The organism is Mesorhizobium vachelliae, from assembly GCF_033977325.1.
In the GTDB taxonomy this organism is placed as follows: Bacteria; Pseudomonadota; Alphaproteobacteria; order Rhizobiales; family Rhizobiaceae; genus Mesorhizobium; species Mesorhizobium vachelliae.
In genome coordinates, this window is the sequence record NZ_JAVIIR010000016.1 from 108,587 (window position 1) to 126,243 (window position 17,657).

Sequence of the window (17,657 nt, forward strand, 5' to 3'; positions counted from 1 at the left end):
CGACCGATGGATACGCGCTCCGCTTTCAGGCGCGCAGCCGCTCGAAATTGGCGTCGAACAGCGGAGCGGCCTGAATGCGCGCCGCATGGCGCTTGCCGAGGATCTCGATCTCGAAACCGGCCGGCCTGTCGGCGATCTCCTTCGGCACGTATCCCATCGCGACCGACTTCCTTGCATTATGCGCATAGCCGCCGGAGGTGACCCAGCCGCGCACGACGCCGTCATGCCAGATCGCCTCGTCGCCGATCACATCGGCATCGCTGGCATCGACGACAAAGGCGCGCAGTCTGAGCTTGCCGCCCTCCTTGCGCTCGGCGAGCGCCGCTTCCTTGCCGATGAAATCGGCGTCCTTGCCATAGGCGACGAAACGGTCGAGCCCGGCCTCGACCGGCCCATAGATCGGCCGGTACTCGCGCGCCCATGAGCCATAGTTCTTCTCGAGCCTCAGTGCGTTGAGCGCGCGCGAGCCGAACAGGCCGATGCCGAATTCCTCGCCCGCAGCCAGCAGCGCCTGGTAGGCGGCGCGCTGGTATTCCGGCGCCACCCAGATCTCGTAGCCGAGATCGCCGGTGTAGCTGACGCGGCCGACAAGGCACGGCGCCATGCCGATATCCATCCTGGCCGCCGCCATGAAGGGGAACGCTGTGTTGGAAACATCGGCGCGGCTGACCTTGGCCAAAACCTCCCTCGCCTTCGGCCCGGCAATCGCAAGGCCGGTGAGCTTCTGCCCCAGCGCCTCGATCTCCACCGAGCCGTCCTTCGGCAGATGCGCCTCGAACCAGCGCATGTGGTACTGCTCGGCGATGCCGGAGCCGGCGATGAACCACTCTGCGTCGTCGATATTGGCTAAAGTGAAATCGCCGATCAGCTTGCCGTCGTCCTTCAGCATCGGCGTGAGCGTCATGCGGCCGCGCTTGGGCAGCTTGCAGGCAAGCATCCGGTCGAGCCAGGCGGCCGCGCCCTCGCCCGTCACCTTGTATTTGGCGAAGTTCGAAATCTCCGACAGGCCGACGCCGTTGCGCACCGTCGCGACCTCCTTGGCGACATGGTCGAAATCGGTCGAGCGCCGCCACGAGAACTCGTCCTTGACGCCGTCCGGCGCATACCAGAGCGGCACTTCGAGCCCATAGGACACGCCCCATTGCGCGCCCTTGTCGGCAAGCGTGTCGTAGAGAGGCGTCGTCTTGAGCGGACGCCCGGCCGGCAGTTCCTCGTTCGGGAAGCGGATCGAGAAGCGCCGCGAGTAATTCTCGCGCACCTTGGCGTTGGTATAGGTCATCGTCGCCCAGTCGCCATAGCGCGCCACGTCCATCGCCCAGATATCGGCGCCCGGATCGCCCTCGATCATCCAGTTGGAGAGCGCGAGCCCGACGCCGCCGCCCTGGCTGAAGCCGGCCATGACGCCGCAGGCGACCCAGAAGCCCGGCAGGCCGCGCACCGGACCGACCAGCGGATTGCCGTCCGGCGCGAAGGTGAAGGGGCCGTTGATGATCTGCTTGATGCCGGTCTTCTGGAAAGCGGGGAAATGGCGGAAGCCGACTTCCAGCGACGGCGCGATGCGGTCGATGTCCGGCTCCAAGAGCTCATGGCCAAAATTCCAGGGGGTCTGGAACTCGGACCAGACCTTGTTGGCCTTTTCATAGGTGCCCATCAGCATGCCTCCGCGCTCCTGGCGCAGATAGAGCTCGCCGTCGAAATCGACCGCATGGATGATTTCGGTGCCGGTCTTCTTGTTCCAGTCGGTGACCTCCGGCATGTCCTCGGTGATCAGGTACATGTGCTCCATGGCCAGAACCGGCAGTTCGAGCCCGACCATGCGCCCGACCTCGCGCGCCCAGAGCCCGCCGGCATTGACGACATGCTCGGCAATGATATCGCCCTTGTTGGTGATGACCCGCCAAAGGCCGTCAGGCCTGCGCACGATGTCCTCGACCTTGGTGAAGCGCTCGACTTCCGCCCCCAGTTTCCGCGCGGCCTTGGCATAGGCATGCGTCACGCCGGATGGGTCGAGATGACCGTCTTCCTTGTTGCGCACGGCGCCGACGAACTGGCTGGGGTCGATAAGCGGCATCAATTCCGCCGCTTCCTTGGCCGAGATCACCTCGAGGTCGATGCCGAGATAGCGGCCCTTGGACACCACGCTGCGCAGCCAGTCGAGCCGCGCCTCGGTCGCCGCCAGCAATACCCCGCCGGTCAGGTGCACACCGGTGGCTTGGCCCGAAAGCTCCTCGATCTCCTTGTAGAGCGAGATCGTGTATTTCTGCAGCTTGGCGACGTTGGGATCGCCATTGATCGTGTGCATGCCGCCGGCTGCGTGCCAGGTCGAGCCGGACGTCAACTCGTCGCGCTCGAGAAGCACGACGTCGGTCCAGCCATGGCGGGCAAGATGGAACAGCACCGAGCATCCGACGACACCGCCGCCGATGACCACGACCTTTGCATGCGATTTCATGGGTTTTTCTCGTTGGTTCAGTGAGTTGAGAGATTGAAATGAATCAGGATGGGAAGCTGTTCCCTTACGGCTCACCTTGCCCGATCGCTTCCTTGCGACGCGCCATATAGGCTTCGAGCGCTTCGCGCACGGCAGGGTCCATGGCCGGCTGGACATACTCCTCCAGCGCTTTCTTCCACAGCCGCGTCGCACGCGCCGTCGTGTCGAGCCCGCCGGCTTCCTGCCAGGCCTCGTAATTCTGCCAGTTGGAAAGCATCGGCTGGTAGAAGGCGGTGGCATAGCGCTCCAGCGTATGCGGCTCGCCGAAGAAATGGCCACCGGTCGGCACCACGCCCAGCGCCTCGACCGCGAGCTCCGGCTCGTCGACGACGATCGGCCGCAGGAATTCCATCATATGCTGGATCATCTCGACATCGATGATGAGCTTTTCGAACGACGCCGTCAGCCCGCCCTCCTGCCAGCCGGCGGCATGATAGACGAGATTGCCGTGGCCGAGCACCGCGCCCCAAAGCGCCATCATCGTCTCGTAGGCGCCCTGCGCATCGGCGGCGTTGGAGGCCGAGCCCGGCGTCGTGCGATAAGGCAGATTGTAGCGTCGCGCCAACTGCCCGGAAGCGATGTTGGCCTTGGTGTTTTCCGGCGTGCCGAAGGCCGGCGCGCCCGACTTCATATCGACATTGGAGGTGAAGGCGCCATACATCACCGGCGCGCCGGGGCGCACGAGCTGCGTCAGCACGATACCGAACAGCGCCTCGGCGTTCTGCTGCGCCAGCGCGCCGGCCAGCGTCACCGGGCTCATCGCACCCATCAGCGTGAACGGCGTCACCGCCACCGACTGGCCGTATTCGGCCATCGTCATCAGCCCTTCGGCCATCATCTCGTCGAAGCGGCGCGGCGAGTTGACCGAAATGACGGTGGTGACGCCCGGATCCTTCGACATCTCATCCAGCGTCAGCCCGCGCGCGATCGCCATCATCTCGATGCCGTCGAGTGCCCTGCCCCGGCCGATCGCCGAGACGTGGAAGCATTTGTCGGTCAGCGTCAGATTGGCGAAATAGGTGTCCATGTGCCTTGTGTTCGCCGGCAGCTCGATCGGCGCGCAGACCTGGTTGCCCAGCATGTGGATGCAGTTGAAATGCTGCGCCAATCGGACAAGGTCTTGATAGTCCGGCATGTTGCCGGCGCGGCGGCCGCGTTCCATGTCATGCACATTGGGCGGGCCGGCGACGAGCGTGAAGTTGATGGTGCTGCCGCCGAGATGGATGATGCGCGCCGGGTTGCGAGGCGTCAGCGTGTATGTCGAACGCGTCGACTTCAGCGCCTCCTCGACCATGCCTCGATCGATGCGCACATTCATCGAGCCGTGGTCGACCTTGGCCCCGGCGCGCTCGAACAGCGACAGCGCGCGTGGGCTCATCACCTCGATGCCGAAGTTTTCCAGTATGTGCATCGATGCCTGGTGGATGGCCTCGATCTGGTCGGCCGACAGCAGCGCCATCGGCGGATAGGGATTCTCCACCCGCCGATGCGGCAGTTGCGGGATGGCCGCGGGTCCCCGGTTGCTGGTGCGCTCGGCACCGCGCTTGCGTCTTGGTTCGCTCATGCGCGCATCAGAGCGCCGCCATCGCAGGCGAGCTGTCAGGAATTCGCCATTTGCCGGCGTGATTTTAGCCAAGGCGGCATTTTTCAAAATCCATGAAAAGAATAGCGACACAGATAGTCGTGATATCGATACTCAGTTTTTCGCGCCTTGCCCGCCCACGTTAAGGAACCGCGCAACACTCCTTTTATGATTTCGGCCTATTCGTCATCCAATGCGTAGGTCGAGTTTTAGTAAAATTGTAGCTGTCTCTGTGCTGCTGGCGCTTTCGGCCTGCGCGACGGCGCCCAGCCACATCAACAATGTCTGCGCCGTCTTCGATCAGAATGACGGCTGGTTCGACAACTGGCAGTCCGCCGCCGAGCGGACCGAGCAGAAATACGGCATTCCCGTTCCCGTGCTGATGGCGACGGTGCGCAAGGAATCCGGCTTCAAGAGCAATGCCCGCCCGCCGCGCACCAAGCTGCTTGGCTTCATTCCGTGGACGCACGTCTCCAGCGCCACAGGCTATTCGCAGGCGCTGGACGGCACCTGGTCTCAATATCAAAGCGAGACCGGCAACTGGGCGGCGCGCCGCACGCGCTTCGCCGACGCCATCGATTTCGTCGGCTGGTATCACTCCAAGACCGCCGACACCTTCGGCGTCGCCCGCAACGACACCTACAATCTCTACCTGGCCTATTATCTCGGCTGGACCGCCTATGGCCGCGGCAACCGCGGCGACGCCGGCGTTCAAAGCTACGCGCGCGCCACCGACCAGATGGGCCGCGACTACGCAGCGCAGCTACGGCAATGTGGAAACTAACACCCTTCTGGGGTTAATGCCGCCTTGTCGTGTCCTTTGGCCTTGAGACACCGGTTTCCGAATCCTCATCGCGCACTTCATGGCGACGGGCTTTGAGCACCGCGTCGTTCTCCTCGACACCCTCTCCGATCGCATCGGCTTCCGCGCTGGCGTTTTTGCCGTCAGGACGCTGCGGCGGCGAACCGGTAAAGCCCGGCCCCTCACCCTGTAACGCATCATCCGGCACGCCCTCATGCGCCGCGTGCTCCTTGTCGAACTTGATGACCGGCTCCATCTTGGCCAGCATATCGTCCGAAAGCCAGCACAGGCTCGTATGGCCGCCGCCGAGATTCTTCACCGGCGGCACCTTCGTCTCGCACAGATTGTCCGGCACCAGCTTCTTGTAGCCGCAGCGCGTCTGGAACGGGCAGCCGGTCGGCGGGTTCATCGCCGAGGGAATGTCGCCTTCGAGCACGATGTGCTTCTTGACCACGCTGGTGTCTGCGATCGGGATCGCCGAGAGCAGCGCCTCCGTGTAGGGATGATAGGGTGGCGAGAAGATCTGGTCGGTCGTGCCCTGCTCGACGATGTAGCCGAGATACATGACGACGACGCGGTCGGCAATGTAGCGCACCACCGACAGATCGTGGCTGATGAACAGCATCGTCGTCTTGTTCTTGCGCTGGATGTCCATCAACAGCTCGGTCACCGCCGCCTGCACCGAGACGTCGAGCGCCGAGACCGGCTCGTCGGCCACCACCACCTTGGCGTCGCCGGCGAAGGCGCGCGCGACGCCGATGCGCTGCTTCTGGCCGCCCGAAAGCTGGCGCGGCTTGCGCGTCTCGAAGGCCCGGGGCAGCTTCACCAGGTCGAGCAGCTCCAGCATGCGCTGGCGCCGCTCGGCGACATTCTTGCCGACATTGAACTTCTCCAGCGTGCGGATGATCTGCGATCCGACGCTGTGGCTGGGGTTCAGCGTGTCGAACGGATTCTGGAACACCATCTGGATCGACGACACCGTATCGACGCCGCGGCGCTCGATGCCTGTCGACTGAATTTCCTTGTTGGCTAAGGTCACCGTGCCGGAGCTGGCGGTCTCGAGGCCGAGCAGCACCTTGGCCAGCGTCGACTTTCCGCAGCCGGACTCGCCGACGATCGCCACCGTCTCGGATTCGCGCGCGGTGAACGAGATCGTCTCGTTGGCCTTGACGACGCGGCCTTCACTTGAGCCGAACACCTCGCTGCCGCCGACCTTGTAGTATTTCTTGAGATCGTCGATCCTGAGCACCGGCGCGCCGGGCTCGACCTTTTCGTTGACCTTCTTGGCGCCGGGCGGCAGCGCCTCCCAGTCGATCTCGTTGAAGCGCACGCAGCGCGAGAAATGCCCCTCATGGCCCTCGACCGGGATCATCGGGATTTCCGCCGCGTTGCAGACGCCCTCGACGAAATGGTGGCAGCGCGGCCCGAAATTGCAGCCCTTCGGCCGCTCGTGCGGCAGCGGCAACTGTCCGGGAATGGAGATCAGCGGCCGCGAGTTCTTGTCGGCGCCGGGCAGCGGGATCGAGCGGAACAGCCCTTGCGTGTAGGGGTGGCGCATCCGGTCGAACACGTCCTCGATCTTGCCGGTCTCGACCGCCTCGCCGGAATACATCACCGTGATCTTGTCGCAGGTCTCGAGGATGAGGCCGAGATTGTGGGACACGAAGATCATCGAGGTGCCGAATTTCTCGCCGAGCCCCTTGACCAGTTCGACGATGCCGGCCTCGACGGTGACGTCGAGCGCGGTGGTCGGCTCGTCGAGCAGGAGCAGCGCCGGCTTGGACAGCAGCGCCATGGCGATGACGATGCGCTGCTGCTGGCCGCCGGACAGCTGGTGCGGATAGGAGCGCATCATGCGCTCCGGGTCGGGCAGCTTCACCGCCCGCACCATCTCCAGCGCTCTGGCGTGCGCTTCTTCCTTCGACACCTTGTCGTGGATCAGCGGCACTTCCATCAGCTGCTGGCCGATCTTCATCGCCGGATTGAGGCTGGCCATGGGCTCCTGGTAGATCATGGCGATCTTGTTGCCGCGGATGGAGCGGAGCTCCTCCTCGGACATATCGCCCATGTCCTTGCCCTGGAACTTGATGCGCCCTCCGACGATCTTTCCGATGTTGGAGAGGTCGCGCATGATGCCGAGCGACACGGTCGACTTGCCGCAACCGGATTCGCCGACGATGCCCATCGCCTCGCCGGGCATCACCGTGCAGGAAAAATCCATCACGGCCGGGATCTCGCCCTTGCGCGTGAAGAAGGAGATCGAGAGGTTCTCGATCTCGATGATCGGCTGACCGGTCGCCTTGGCTGGATCTCGAACTGCCTCGTTCATGGGTCGCTCCAATCCTTGGTCTTTGGTTTGAGCATGATCTTGTCCGAAAACCGGGTCCCTCTTTTCGCGATCATGCTCCGGCAAGTAGGGCCTTGGGCCCCGCCATCAATCCTTCATCGACTGTTCACGCAGCGAGTCCGCCAAAAGGTTCAGCCCCAGCACGAACGACATCAGGGCGATCGTCGGCGGCAGCGCGGGGTGGATGAAGGAACGCAATAGCCGGCTGGCGTCCTTGATCGCGGTGCCCCAATCCGGGCTTTCCGGCGCCAGGCCCAGCCCGAAATAGCCGAGCGTTCCGAGCAGGATCGTCGTGTAGCCGATGCGCAGGCAGGCATCGACGATCAGCGGGCCCCGCGCATTGGGCAATATCTCCCACAGCATGATGTACCAGGGCGATTCACCGCGCGTCTGAGCCGCCGCCACATAGTCGCGCGTCTTGATGTCCATGGTCAGGCCGCGCACGATGCGGAACACGCCGGGGCTGGAGGCGAACACAACCGCCACGAAGATGTTGAGCTGGTTGGGATCGATGTGGACGATGTGCAGCGGATCCTTGTCGAAGACCAGGCCCGCATAGATCCAGCCGCCGACCACCAAGGTGATGCCGAGCAGGATATAGAGCCGGTCCGGTCGGTTCTTGTAGCGGGTCCAGAACAGGACGCAGAAGAAGATGATCGGGAACAGGAAGAACAGTCCCGCCATCGCATAGGGGATCGGCGTGTCCATGATGCCCGGCGTCACCAGGAGGTAGAACAACAGGATCACCGGGAAGGCCAGCACCAGATTGGCGAGGAAAGACAGCAGCGTGTCGATCTTGCCGCCATAATAGCCGGCCGGCAGGCCGAGCGTGATACCGACCATCAGCGCGAAGCCGGTGGCGGCCGGCGCGATGATCAGCACGATCTGGCTGCCATAGACCATGCGCGAGAACACATCGCGCGCGAGCTTGTCGCCGCCGAAATAGTAGACGAGCTTCGACGCCGGTTCGATCGCGCCGGGCAGCGTGTCCTTCATCACCGAGACCTGCGCCAGCGGGTCGAAGGGCGAGATGGTGGAGGCGAAGATTGCCGTGAACAGCCAGAACAGGCAGATGAAGACGCCGGCGATGCCGACGCCGCTGTCGAAGAGCTGGCCGTAGAGGCCAAGCCGCTTCTTGTAGGTGAAGCTCGCCCCGATCACCAGGATGAGCGCGACCCAGACCGGCCAGAACCGCCAGAGCACGCCGAGAACGACATCGAAGGCGCTGATATATTCCGTTTGCATCGGCCCTGCCCTCTACTGAACCCTGATACGCGGATTGAGAAACGCGTAGCCGACATCGGAAATGAGCTGCGTGATCAGCACGATGAACACCGAGACCAGCGAGCAGCCGAGCAGCAGATCGATGTCGTTGTTGCCGGCGGCTTCGACCAGCGTGTAGCCAAAACCCTGGTAGCGGAACATCACCTCAACGATGACGACGCCGGTGAGCAGCCATGGGAATTGCAGCATGATGACGGTGAAGGGCGCGATCAGCGCGTTGCGCAGCGCGTGCTTGATCACCACGCTGCTGAAGGACAGGCCCTTCAGCCGGGCTGTGCGGATATATTGCTGCGTCATCACCTCGACCATCGAGGCGCGCGTCATGCGCGCGATATAGCCGGTGCCGTAGATCGCCAGCGTGATCACCGGCAGCGTGAAATTGTAGAAGGTGATGCCCTGGCTGGCGGATGCGGCCGAGCCGTTCAGCCAGCCGAGCCAGGATGCGAAGATGACGGTGAAGATGACGCCCGACACATATTCAGGCGTCGCCGTCGAGGCGATCGAGGCGACCGACAGCACGCGGTCGGTGCGCGAGCCTTCGCGCATGCCGGCCAGGATGCCGATCAGCAGCGATATCGGCACCATCACCGCCAGCACCCAGAACATCAGCAAGCCGGTGGCGCCGAGGGCCGGGAACAACTTGGCCGCGACCGTCGTCTTGAACTTGGTCGAGCAGCCGAAATCGCCCTGCAGCACGCCTGAGAATTTCGGCTCGGTCGGGTCGTTGCAGAAGGAGAAGCGCTGCGTGGTCTTGCCGGTCGCCGGATCGGTGATCGGGTGCTTCGGCAGCACGCCCAGCCACTGGCCGTAGCGCAGGAAGAAGTTCTGCCGGTAGCCGTGATTGACCAGCCAGCTTTCGAGCTGGTCGGCGGGCGTGTGCATCTCGGTCTGGCTGATCGCCAGCTTCTTCAGATTGGGCTCGAGATTGACGAGGAAGAAGACGACCAGCGTCAGGCACAGCATCGTGAGCAGGATCGTGCCGATGCGTCTGGCGATGAATGAGAACATGTGTGCCCCCCTGCCGGCCGGGTTGGGGTCAGATGTGTTCAACCCTGTTTCGTAATGCGGATGGCGCCCCGCCGCCGCTGCAGGTCATGCAACGGCAACGAAGCTGCATATACGAGGGGCAGCTGCCCCTCGTATATTCATCGCGCCATGGATCACGCCTGGTCGAGCCAGACCTTGCCGAAGTCGTGCTCGTAGGTGGGGTGCATCGAGTGGTTCTTCACCTCGGGCTTGATGTTGATGTAGAGCTTGCGCCAGTAGGGCTGGATGATGATGCCGGAATCCTGCAGGGTCTGCTCGATATCCTTCATCACAACCTTGCGCTTCTCCGCATCGGCAATGCCGAGCGCCTCGTTCACCTTCTTGTCGAAGTCCGGATTGGAATAGGCCGTCTCGTTCCACGCTTCGCCGGTACGGTAAGCGATGGCGATCACCTGGATGCCCAGCGGGCGCATGTTCCAGTTGGTCTCCGAGAACGGATACTTCGTCCAGTCGTTCCAGAAGGTCGAGCTCGGCAGCACGGTGCGCTTCACCTTGATGCCGGCTTCGCGCAACTGGGCCGCGATCGCGTCCGTGGTGTTCTTGTGGTAGTCCTCGTCGTTGCTGATCAGCTCGTGCTCGAAGTCGATCGCGCCCGCTTCCGTCAGCATCTGCTTGGCCTTGGCGATGTCGCGCTTGACCTCCGGGAGCTTGACATATTCCGGATGGATCGGCGCGACGTGGTGGTTTTCGGCCGGTGTGCCGGCATTGCCGTAGCCGAGCTGCAGCACGGTTGCGTTGTCGACCGCAAGCAGCATCGCCTGACGAACCTTCTGGTTGTCATAGGGCTTGTGGGTGACGTTGAAGCGCGACACCACGGTGGCCGCCGTCACGACTTCGGAAACCGGAGCGCCGACGTCGGCGATGATCTTGATATAGTCGGCGGTCGTTTCGTGGTTGGTCTGGACTTCGCCCGACTCGAAGGCCGAGACGGTCGCGGCCGGATCGGTGCCGTAGTCGATGAACTCGACGCCGTCGAGGAAGGCCTCGCCCTGCCACCACTTGCCGGTCGTGCGGCGCTTGTAGACCACCTTCTGGCCGACGTCGTAGGAGACGAGCTCGAACGGACCGGTGCCGATTGGGCAGTTCTTGAAGTTGGCGCCCTTCTCGTCGAAGGTCTTGTGCACGACCAGCGCCGGATAGTCGCACAGGTTCGGGATGATTGCGATGTCGGGCTTGCTCAGCTTGAGCTTGATCGTCATGTCGTCGACCTTGACGACGGAGCCCTCGCGCAGCTTCTTGGTCTTGTCGTCGACGAGGCTGCCGAGGCGGCCCGGCATCGAATTGCCTTCCGCTGCCTTGTCCGCCCAGCGGGTGAAATTGTAGATCACGTCGTCGGCGGTAAACTTGTCGCCATTGTTCCATTCGACGCCAGGCCGCACATGCAGCGTGTATTCGGTGGCGTCGTCATTGATGTCCCAGCTTGCCAGCAGGTACGGCGCGAAGGTGTATTGCTTGGTGTATTTCACCAGCGGTTCGAGCGCCTGGCGCTCGGCATTGGAGATTTCGGACCAGTCGGCGGTGCGCGGATCCTTCGGATCCTTGATCGACATCGCGACCTTGATCACCCCGCCCTTCTTGCCCTGCACGTCCTCGGCCCTGGCCGGGGTCGGATCGGCGAGGCCGAGCATGCCGTAGGCCATTGCCGTCGATGCGCCGAAGACGCTTGCCAAAGCCAGAAATTCGCGACGGTCCACGCCGCCCGATTTGGCGTCTTCGGCCATTTTCAGGATGTGATCCGGAACGCGATCACCATTGCTTTTGTAGATTGCCATGACTTACTCCCATTGTTGGCTTTCCGCCTTTTAACATTCCGCATCCAGACCGCGTTGTCAAAAAACGGTGTGGAATAGGAACATGCCGGGGAATGTGCATCTTTGGTTGCAACCCGGTTCGCGCGATAGCGACAGTCTTGACGCAAATTTGTTATCGCGACGCGGATTTCCCAAAAAAACGCCGCGAGCGATTAAATCAGTACATTTTATGCGGATAAGGCGCTCGCGCCCGCGGCGGAACAGCCCACCGGGCAGGCGGAGAAACACCGGCGCGGCGTCAATATTCGCGTTCGTAGAAGACGCCGCCCTTGGCTTCTCCGGCGTCGTTGGCCTCGCCGCGCAGCTTGACGCCGCGACCGACATTGAGGTCGATCGTCGCCTTGCCGGAACCCGGCTTGTCGCCCTTCTGTATGGTCACATAGGTGCGGTCGTTGAGGTATTTGCCGGCCGAAACCGCGGTGCCGCCCTTCTCGTCCGTCGTCACGTCGAGATCATCGACGCCGATGGCGCTTTGCAGGTTCTCGAGCAGCGAGGTCGAACCGCCGACGCCTGCAAGCTGCGCCGCCGCGCTTGCAAGTTGCGCGATCTGCAGCGGTGACAGTTTGGACATGGATTGACCGAAGATGAGCTGCGCCAGCACCTCGTCCTGGGGCAGCGCCGGCACAGAGGAGAAGGTGAACTTCGGATCGGTCGCCTCGCCCGACACGACGATCGTGACCGTGGCGCTGCTCGTCGTCGTGGTCGCGGTCATGTTGAGATAGGGTATCAGCGAACCCTGGAACCCGATCGTGCCCTCGGTGAAGGTCAGCCGTTTGGCGAGGATGGTCAGCCGTCCGCGCTGCAGGGTGAAAGTGCCGACTGCCTGCGGCGACGAGGCCGGGCCCGTCAGCTTCAGCGAGCCGCCGAGCTCGGCGTCGACACCCCTGCCCTGGATGAAGATCTGGTTCGGCGCGTTGACCGTCACGTCGAGCGTCAGGCCGCTGCCGCTGTTGCTGCTGCCGCTGGACGTCGCCGGGCGCAGCGCCTTGTCCTGCGCGCGCACCGACGCCGGCGCGTTCCTGTGCTTCACATCCAGCGCCGAAAGCGACCCCGGCAGCTTTTCCGGGACGGTGATGACCGTCCTGGCCAGGTTGATCGTGCCGGCGATCACCGGTGCCGAGACGAGTGGTCCCTTGATCGTCAGGTCGCCGCCGAGATTGGCGGTCACCACCCGGCCGTCTGTGTAGCGGCCGTCGGTGAGCTTGATCGACAGGTCGGCCGGGAAGCCTTGCGCCGGCGTGATGCCGACCGTGCCGCTGGCGGAAAGATTGCCTTTTGTCGAAAGCGTGCCGGTGAGCCGGTTGATCCTGGCGACGCCGCTACCGATCGAGACGTCCGCCGCGATGTCGTTCACCGCCAGGCCGGAGCGGGCATCGACCAGCCGGGCGCCGGAGGTGCTGACCGTTCCGCCGATCACCGGCGACGACGCCGGACCGGTGACCTTCACATTGACGTTGGCGTTACCGGTCAACCCCAGGCCCTGCGCCGCGAGTTTCGAGGCAAGGAAGGAAAACGGCACCTTGCCGCTGAAGTCGAGCCCCAGGACCGGCGTGCCCGCCGTCGTGACCGTGCCGCCGCCCTTGAGACCGAGGCCGGCGCCGTCGCTGATATTGGCGTCGAAGGCGAGCTTGTTGCCGGCAAAAGTACCGGACGACGACACGTTCATGCCGCCGAGACCGGCGCCGCGCGTCTGCGAGGTCTGCACGCCTGAAGCATCGATGTTGAAGGCGACCGAGGGGGCCGCCGGCGCGCCGGTAACCTTGACCGTGCCCGAGATCGACCCGGCCGCGTCGAGACCCGGCGAGAAACTGTTTGCCAGCGAGATCGGCACCCTCGCCAGATTGGCGTTGATGTCGAGCGCCTGCGCGACCTTGCCCGTCACCGTCGCCGTGCCGCCGCCGAGGTTCAGCACCAGCCGGTCGAGTGTCGTCACCCCGTTGGCGATCGTCACGGTCGAGGCCTGCGCGATAGCCGCCTTGATGCCCTGCACGGTGGCCTGACCCGACGCAAGCTCGATGGTCGTCGTGCCATTGGCGACCTTCACGCGGCCGGCGGCCTTGGCCGGGATGTTCTTGACGGTGGCGCCGCCCGAGAAGCCGGTCCAGTCGCCGTCGCGCTTGAGATCGATATCGATGCCGGTGATGGCAGTGCCACCGGACGTCACGCTCTCGGCGCGCACCGTGCCGGCGATGACGGGTGCTGCCATGTAGTTCGCGATCTGCGCGTCTATGGCCACATTCCTGGCCGAGAGATCGCCGCGCTTGACCTCCGAGGTGTTCGCCTTGATCGCGACATTCGGCCCGTTGGCCGCCTTGGTGAAGGCGATCGTGCCGCGCACGTTGCCCTCTGCCTTTTCCAGCGCCAGCGCGGCAAGCGGCCCGATGTCCGGCAAATTGAGCGAAACGGTGCCGACCGGCACGAAGGCGTCGTCGAGGGCGAGATCGCCCGAAATCTTGTTCGGGCCGAGCGACAGCAAAAGCCCATTGATCGCGCGGCTGCCATTGGTCGTGGCGAGCACCGCGCTGCCCTGCAGGTTCTGGCCGGCGACATTGCCGGTGAGCTGAACATTCGCCGCCGGATTGGCGGCATCGGCCTTGCCGCTGGCGGTCAGCTTCAGCCCGGTGATCTCGCGCGCTGCGACCGAAAGCCGGTCGCTCTCGACCGTCATCGACAGGTCGGGCGCGATGACCGGACCTTGCGCGTTCAGGGCAAAGGCGATGGCGCCCTTGGCGTCTTTCGAGAGCCCCGAGACGTCGCCCAACGCCCCCCTGATCCCGGCGGCCAGCTTGCCGTCGGCGAGGCTCGCCTGGCCATCGGCGCTGAGCGCGCCAGAATTCAGCTTCAGCCCGTCGACATTGACATTGCCCTTGGCATCGCGCTTCAGCACCGCGCTCAACTCAGCGCTCTCGCCGAGCATGCCACGCACCGCGGCCGGCAGGGCCGAAGAAGCGACATCGGCCTTCATGTTGAGGTCGACCGCGCCGTCGCCCAGCGATATCCGGCCGGCGACCTGGCTGTTGAGCGCATCGCTGGTAAGCGAGCCGCTGTTGACGGCGACGGCATCGCTTGTCAGGCGGCCGTTGACCTTCGCCGTGACCTTGCCGGCGATCAGCGGTGCCAGCATGGGATTATCGAGACCGATCCTGTCCACCGTCACCGTGCCGGAAACCTGGCCGGCCCGCCCCTTGAGGTCGAAGGCATCCGAATGCAGCATCAGGGTGAGACCGTCCACCTTGGCCTGGCTGGCGGCAATGGAAGGCAGGATTGCGGACACATCGAGCCGTGCTTGCGTGCTTTCGCCCGCCATCTTTGCCGACAAGGACTGGACCGCGATCTTGACCGGGCTTTCGGCGCTGCCGATCGTCAACGGCAGGCTGGCTCCGGATGAGGTAAGATCGAGGGAGAAATCGCTGGCGCCGTTCGGGTTGAGAGTGCCGGCGGCCTTGCCTGAAATCCCTTCGCCCGAAAGCGTGGCGTGGTCCAGGGCGATGCCGCCTGCCAGCGTATAGCTGCCGGCGGCATCGAGATCGAGCGGTCCGAGCCCCGCCTGCCGGGTCTGGCTGGTTTCGGCGCCCGCCACCTTCGCGTTGAACTGCACGTCGGGGTTGGACGATGGACCCGTGACATGTGCCGTGCCTTCCACCGTTCCAGCCCCGTCGAGGCCCGGCACGAAATCATTGGCGAGCGCCACCGGCAGGTTGGCGAGGTTGGCCGTCAGGTCGAGGGTCTGACCGGCGCTGCCGGAAACGGTTGCCGAGCCGCCGCCGAGATTGAGCGCGAGCTCCTCGATTGTCGTCACGCCATTGGCGATGGAAAGGCTCGCAGGTTCGGCGATCGCCGCCTTAATGCCGCGCACCGTCGCCTCGCCGGACGTGATTTCCACGCTCGTCGTGCCGTTCGCGATCTTCACGCGGCCGGTGGCGGTAGCCGGAATGCCGGACGCCGTGGCGCCGCCGGTAAAGTTGGTCCAGTCACCGTCGCGCTTCAAATCAATGCCGATGCCGCTGACGACCGTGCTGCCGGAGGTCACATTGTCGGCCTTGATCGTGCCCGAGATCGCCGGCCCCTTGAGATAGTTGGCGATCAGGGCGTTGACGGTGATGGCTTTCGCCGCCAGGTCGCCCCGCGCGATCGACGTGCTGGCCGCGTTGATGGTGACGGTCGGCGCCTCGCCCTCCTTGGCAAAGGCGATTGTGCCGTTGATGTCTCCGGTGGCGGTCTGGTTGCCGAGCGCCGCAAGCGGTCCGATGTCGGGCACGGCAAGTGTCAGCGTGCCGAGCGGCAGGAACTTGTCGTCGAGCGCGAGGTCGCCCGACACCTTGTTGTCGCCGAGCGCCAGGCTGAGCCCTTTGATAGAGCGCTTGCCGTCGGCGGTCACCAGCGAAGCCTCGATGTCGAGCGCCTGCCCCTCGGCATTGCCGGTCAGCGAGAGGTCGGCGGTCGGATTGGCGACATCGGCCTTGCCCTTGGCCGAGAGCTTGATGTCCTTCACCGTGCGGCCGGCCGCCGTCAGGCTGGCGCTGTCGGCTGACACCGTGAAATCCGGCGCAAGGCGCGGACCGCTTGCGCTCAGCGCGAAATTGACCCCGCCCGCGAGCGGCGTGCCGGCGAGCGACGACAGCGGCGAGACGTCGCCCAACGTGCCCTTGACGCTGGCCTGGATGTCCGTTCCTTGCATGCTGCCGGTGCCGCTGGCGCTGAGCGAGCCGGAGCTGATCTCCAGCGAGTTGGCGGCGAACGCGCCTTGCGGATCGCGCGTGGCGGTGGCCGAGAATTTCACCCGCTCGCCAAGCAGCGAGCTGATCTGCGGCGGCAATGCCTTCGAGATGGCGTCGGCATTCATCTTCAGCGTCATCGACAGGTCGGCCAGCGCCACATTTGCCGTCAACCCGGCATTGAGCGCATCGCTGCGCAGCGTGCCTTTGTCGATGGTCACGGTCTGGCGGCTGATCGTGCCGGAAAGATCCGCGGCGAGCTTGCCGGTCACCAACGGCGCCAGCGTCGCCACATCGGTCTTCAGGCCGGCGGCCGCGAGCTTGATGGCGACCGGGCCGCTAAGGGTCTCGACATCGAAGCCGTCGGAATGGATCTCGCCCGTAATATTGTTGAGCTGCGTGCCGCCGACGGCGATCGAAGTAAGGGACGTGCCGATATCGACCATCGGCGCCTTACCGTCGCCGAAGGCGCGCACCGTCGCCTTTTCGATCGAGACCAGGATCGGAACCGCGCTGTTGCCGACATCGACGGTGACCGGCTTGTCCTTGGCGGAGAGCTCGACCGCGAGGTCGCTGGCTCCCTTCGGATCGACATTGCCGGTCGCGGCGCCATGCACCGAGTCGCTTTCTATGGTGGCCTGCTCGATATCGACCCCACCCGACGCGGTCGCCGTTCCGGCGAGGTCGAAGCTCGTCTTGCCAGCAAACAGCGCCTTTATCTTCTCCGGGAGGAAGCCCTCGAACTCGCCGTCACCCTTGGCTTCGATACGATGGCCCTTGTCGGTCAGCTGGTGCCGGCCGGTCAACTGGCTGACGATCCGGCCGTCGACCATGAAGGTGCCGACGCCGCTCCAGTTGGCCAAAGGCCCGGTGCCGGAAACGACGATGTTGACGGGCGGCGCGTCGGGCAGCTTAAGCAAATTGGCGATGATGCCGCCGGCCGGCTCCGACGCCTTGAGATCGAGGTCGAGCTTGTTGTCGGCCGGCGCGAAGTGGATCTTGGCGTCGACATTGCCTTGCTTGCCGTCATGGCGGCTGACGTTGAGCACGCTTTCGATCGCCAGCGGCGACGGATCGGCTCTGAGCGAGCCCTTGGCGGCCAGCTCGGCGATGCCGCTGCCGGCAAGCTCCTGGCCAAGCGCGATCTCCGGCAGGTCGATCTGCTTCACGTCGATCGACACCGGCAGGCTGGACGAGCCGCCTTGCGATGGCTGTTGGCTCGGCTGCGGCAGCCGCGCCAGCTCGATGCGCTCCGCGGCAAAGCGGTCGGCATTGAAATTCCTGGAGAGCAACGCCGTCGGCGACCAGTCGAGCGCCACCTTGCGCGCCACCATCCACGGGCCGGCGCGGTCTTCCAGCACGACATGGTCGACCCTGAGCGCGCCCGACCAGATGCCTTCGATGCCGGCGACCGTGACCTTGCGGTCCTCGTTCGAAGCCAGCTTCGAAATGAGGCTTGCAAGATTCTGGCGGCCGCCTTCGGTGCCGGTCAGCACGACCAGCGCGCCGATCGCCACCACCAGCAGGGTGAGCAGCGTGTAGAGGCAGATGCGGAGGATGCGCCAGAAAATCTTCATC

8 protein-coding genes are annotated in these 17,657 nt (G+C 64.3%); 1 reads left to right on the forward strand and 7 read right to left on the reverse strand.

Translation table 11 applies throughout. The annotated features are described in order from the left end of the window. Positions 1 to 25: 25 nt before the first annotated feature. Together RFM41_RS27780 and RFM41_RS27785 are read right to left on the reverse strand one after the other, a co-directional pair. A complete protein-coding gene (locus tag RFM41_RS27780; protein WP_320252526.1) occupies positions 26 to 2,452 on the reverse strand; it encodes a GcvT family protein in 2,427 nt (808 codons plus the stop codon). Between the two features lie 64 nt (positions 2,453 to 2,516). Next, positions 2,517 to 4,055, reverse strand: coding sequence for a trimethylamine methyltransferase family protein (locus tag RFM41_RS27785; protein WP_320252525.1), 1,539 nt, complete (start codon positions 4,053 to 4,055; stop codon positions 2,517 to 2,519). Between the two features lie 211 nt (positions 4,056 to 4,266). Between RFM41_RS27785 and RFM41_RS27790 the strand changes: the two genes are divergently transcribed. Further along, positions 4,267 to 4,857, forward strand: coding sequence for a transglycosylase SLT domain-containing protein (locus RFM41_RS27790; protein WP_320252524.1), 591 nt, complete (start codon positions 4,267 to 4,269; stop codon positions 4,855 to 4,857). A gap of 13 nt (positions 4,858 to 4,870) precedes the next feature. Here the strand turns inward: RFM41_RS27790 and RFM41_RS27795 are convergent, their stop codons facing one another. The 5 genes from RFM41_RS27795 to RFM41_RS27815 all read right to left on the reverse strand — a co-directional run bounded on the left by RFM41_RS27795 (position 4,871) and on the right by RFM41_RS27815 (position 17,656). Continuing rightward, complete coding sequence (locus RFM41_RS27795) at positions 4,871 to 7,204, reverse strand: dipeptide ABC transporter ATP-binding protein (RefSeq protein WP_320252523.1); 2,334 nt, start codon at positions 7,202 to 7,204, stop codon at positions 4,871 to 4,873. A 105-nt stretch (positions 7,205 to 7,309) separates the two neighbouring features. Further along, a complete protein-coding gene (locus tag RFM41_RS27800; protein ID WP_320252522.1) occupies positions 7,310 to 8,467 on the reverse strand; it encodes an ABC transporter permease in 1,158 nt (385 codons plus the stop codon). Positions 8,468 to 8,479: 12 nt separating this feature from the next. Next, positions 8,480 to 9,514: an ABC transporter permease gene (locus RFM41_RS27805; RefSeq protein WP_320252521.1), complete on the reverse strand. Its 1,035-nt coding sequence runs from the start codon at positions 9,512 to 9,514 to the stop codon at positions 8,480 to 8,482. A 152-nt stretch (positions 9,515 to 9,666) separates the two neighbouring features. After that, positions 9,667 to 11,325: an ABC transporter substrate-binding protein gene (locus tag RFM41_RS27810; RefSeq protein WP_320252520.1), complete on the reverse strand. Its 1,659-nt coding sequence runs from the start codon at positions 11,323 to 11,325 to the stop codon at positions 9,667 to 9,669. 277 nt (positions 11,326 to 11,602) lie between these two features. After that, positions 11,603 to 17,656 carry a translocation/assembly module TamB domain-containing protein gene (locus RFM41_RS27815; protein ID WP_320252519.1) on the reverse strand — a complete coding sequence of 2,018 codons (6,054 nt, stop codon included), beginning with the start codon at positions 17,654 to 17,656 and terminating at the stop codon, positions 11,603 to 11,605. Between the last annotated feature and the right edge of the window lies 1 nt (position 17,657).

Coding starts and splice junctions, on each gene's coding strand:
- RFM41_RS27800 (WP_320252522.1), bottom strand. CDS start 8,467: ATGCAAACGGAATATATCAGCGCCTTCGATGTCGTTCTCGGCGTGCTC.
- RFM41_RS27795 (WP_320252523.1), bottom strand. CDS start 7,204: ATGAACGAGGCAGTTCGAGATCCAGCCAAGGCGACCGGTCAGCCGATC.
- RFM41_RS27785 (WP_320252525.1), bottom strand. CDS start 4,055: ATGAGCGAACCAAGACGCAAGCGCGGTGCCGAGCGCACCAGCAACCGG.
- RFM41_RS27790 (WP_320252524.1), top strand. CDS start 4,267: ATGCGTAGGTCGAGTTTTAGTAAAATTGTAGCTGTCTCTGTGCTGCTG.
- RFM41_RS27815 (WP_320252519.1), bottom strand. CDS start 17,656: ATGAAGATTTTCTGGCGCATCCTCCGCATCTGCCTCTACACGCTGCTC.
- RFM41_RS27805 (WP_320252521.1), bottom strand. CDS start 9,514: ATGTTCTCATTCATCGCCAGACGCATCGGCACGATCCTGCTCACGATG.
- RFM41_RS27810 (WP_320252520.1), bottom strand. CDS start 11,325: ATGGCAATCTACAAAAGCAATGGTGATCGCGTTCCGGATCACATCCTG.
- RFM41_RS27780 (WP_320252526.1), bottom strand. CDS start 2,452: ATGAAATCGCATGCAAAGGTCGTGGTCATCGGCGGCGGTGTCGTCGGA.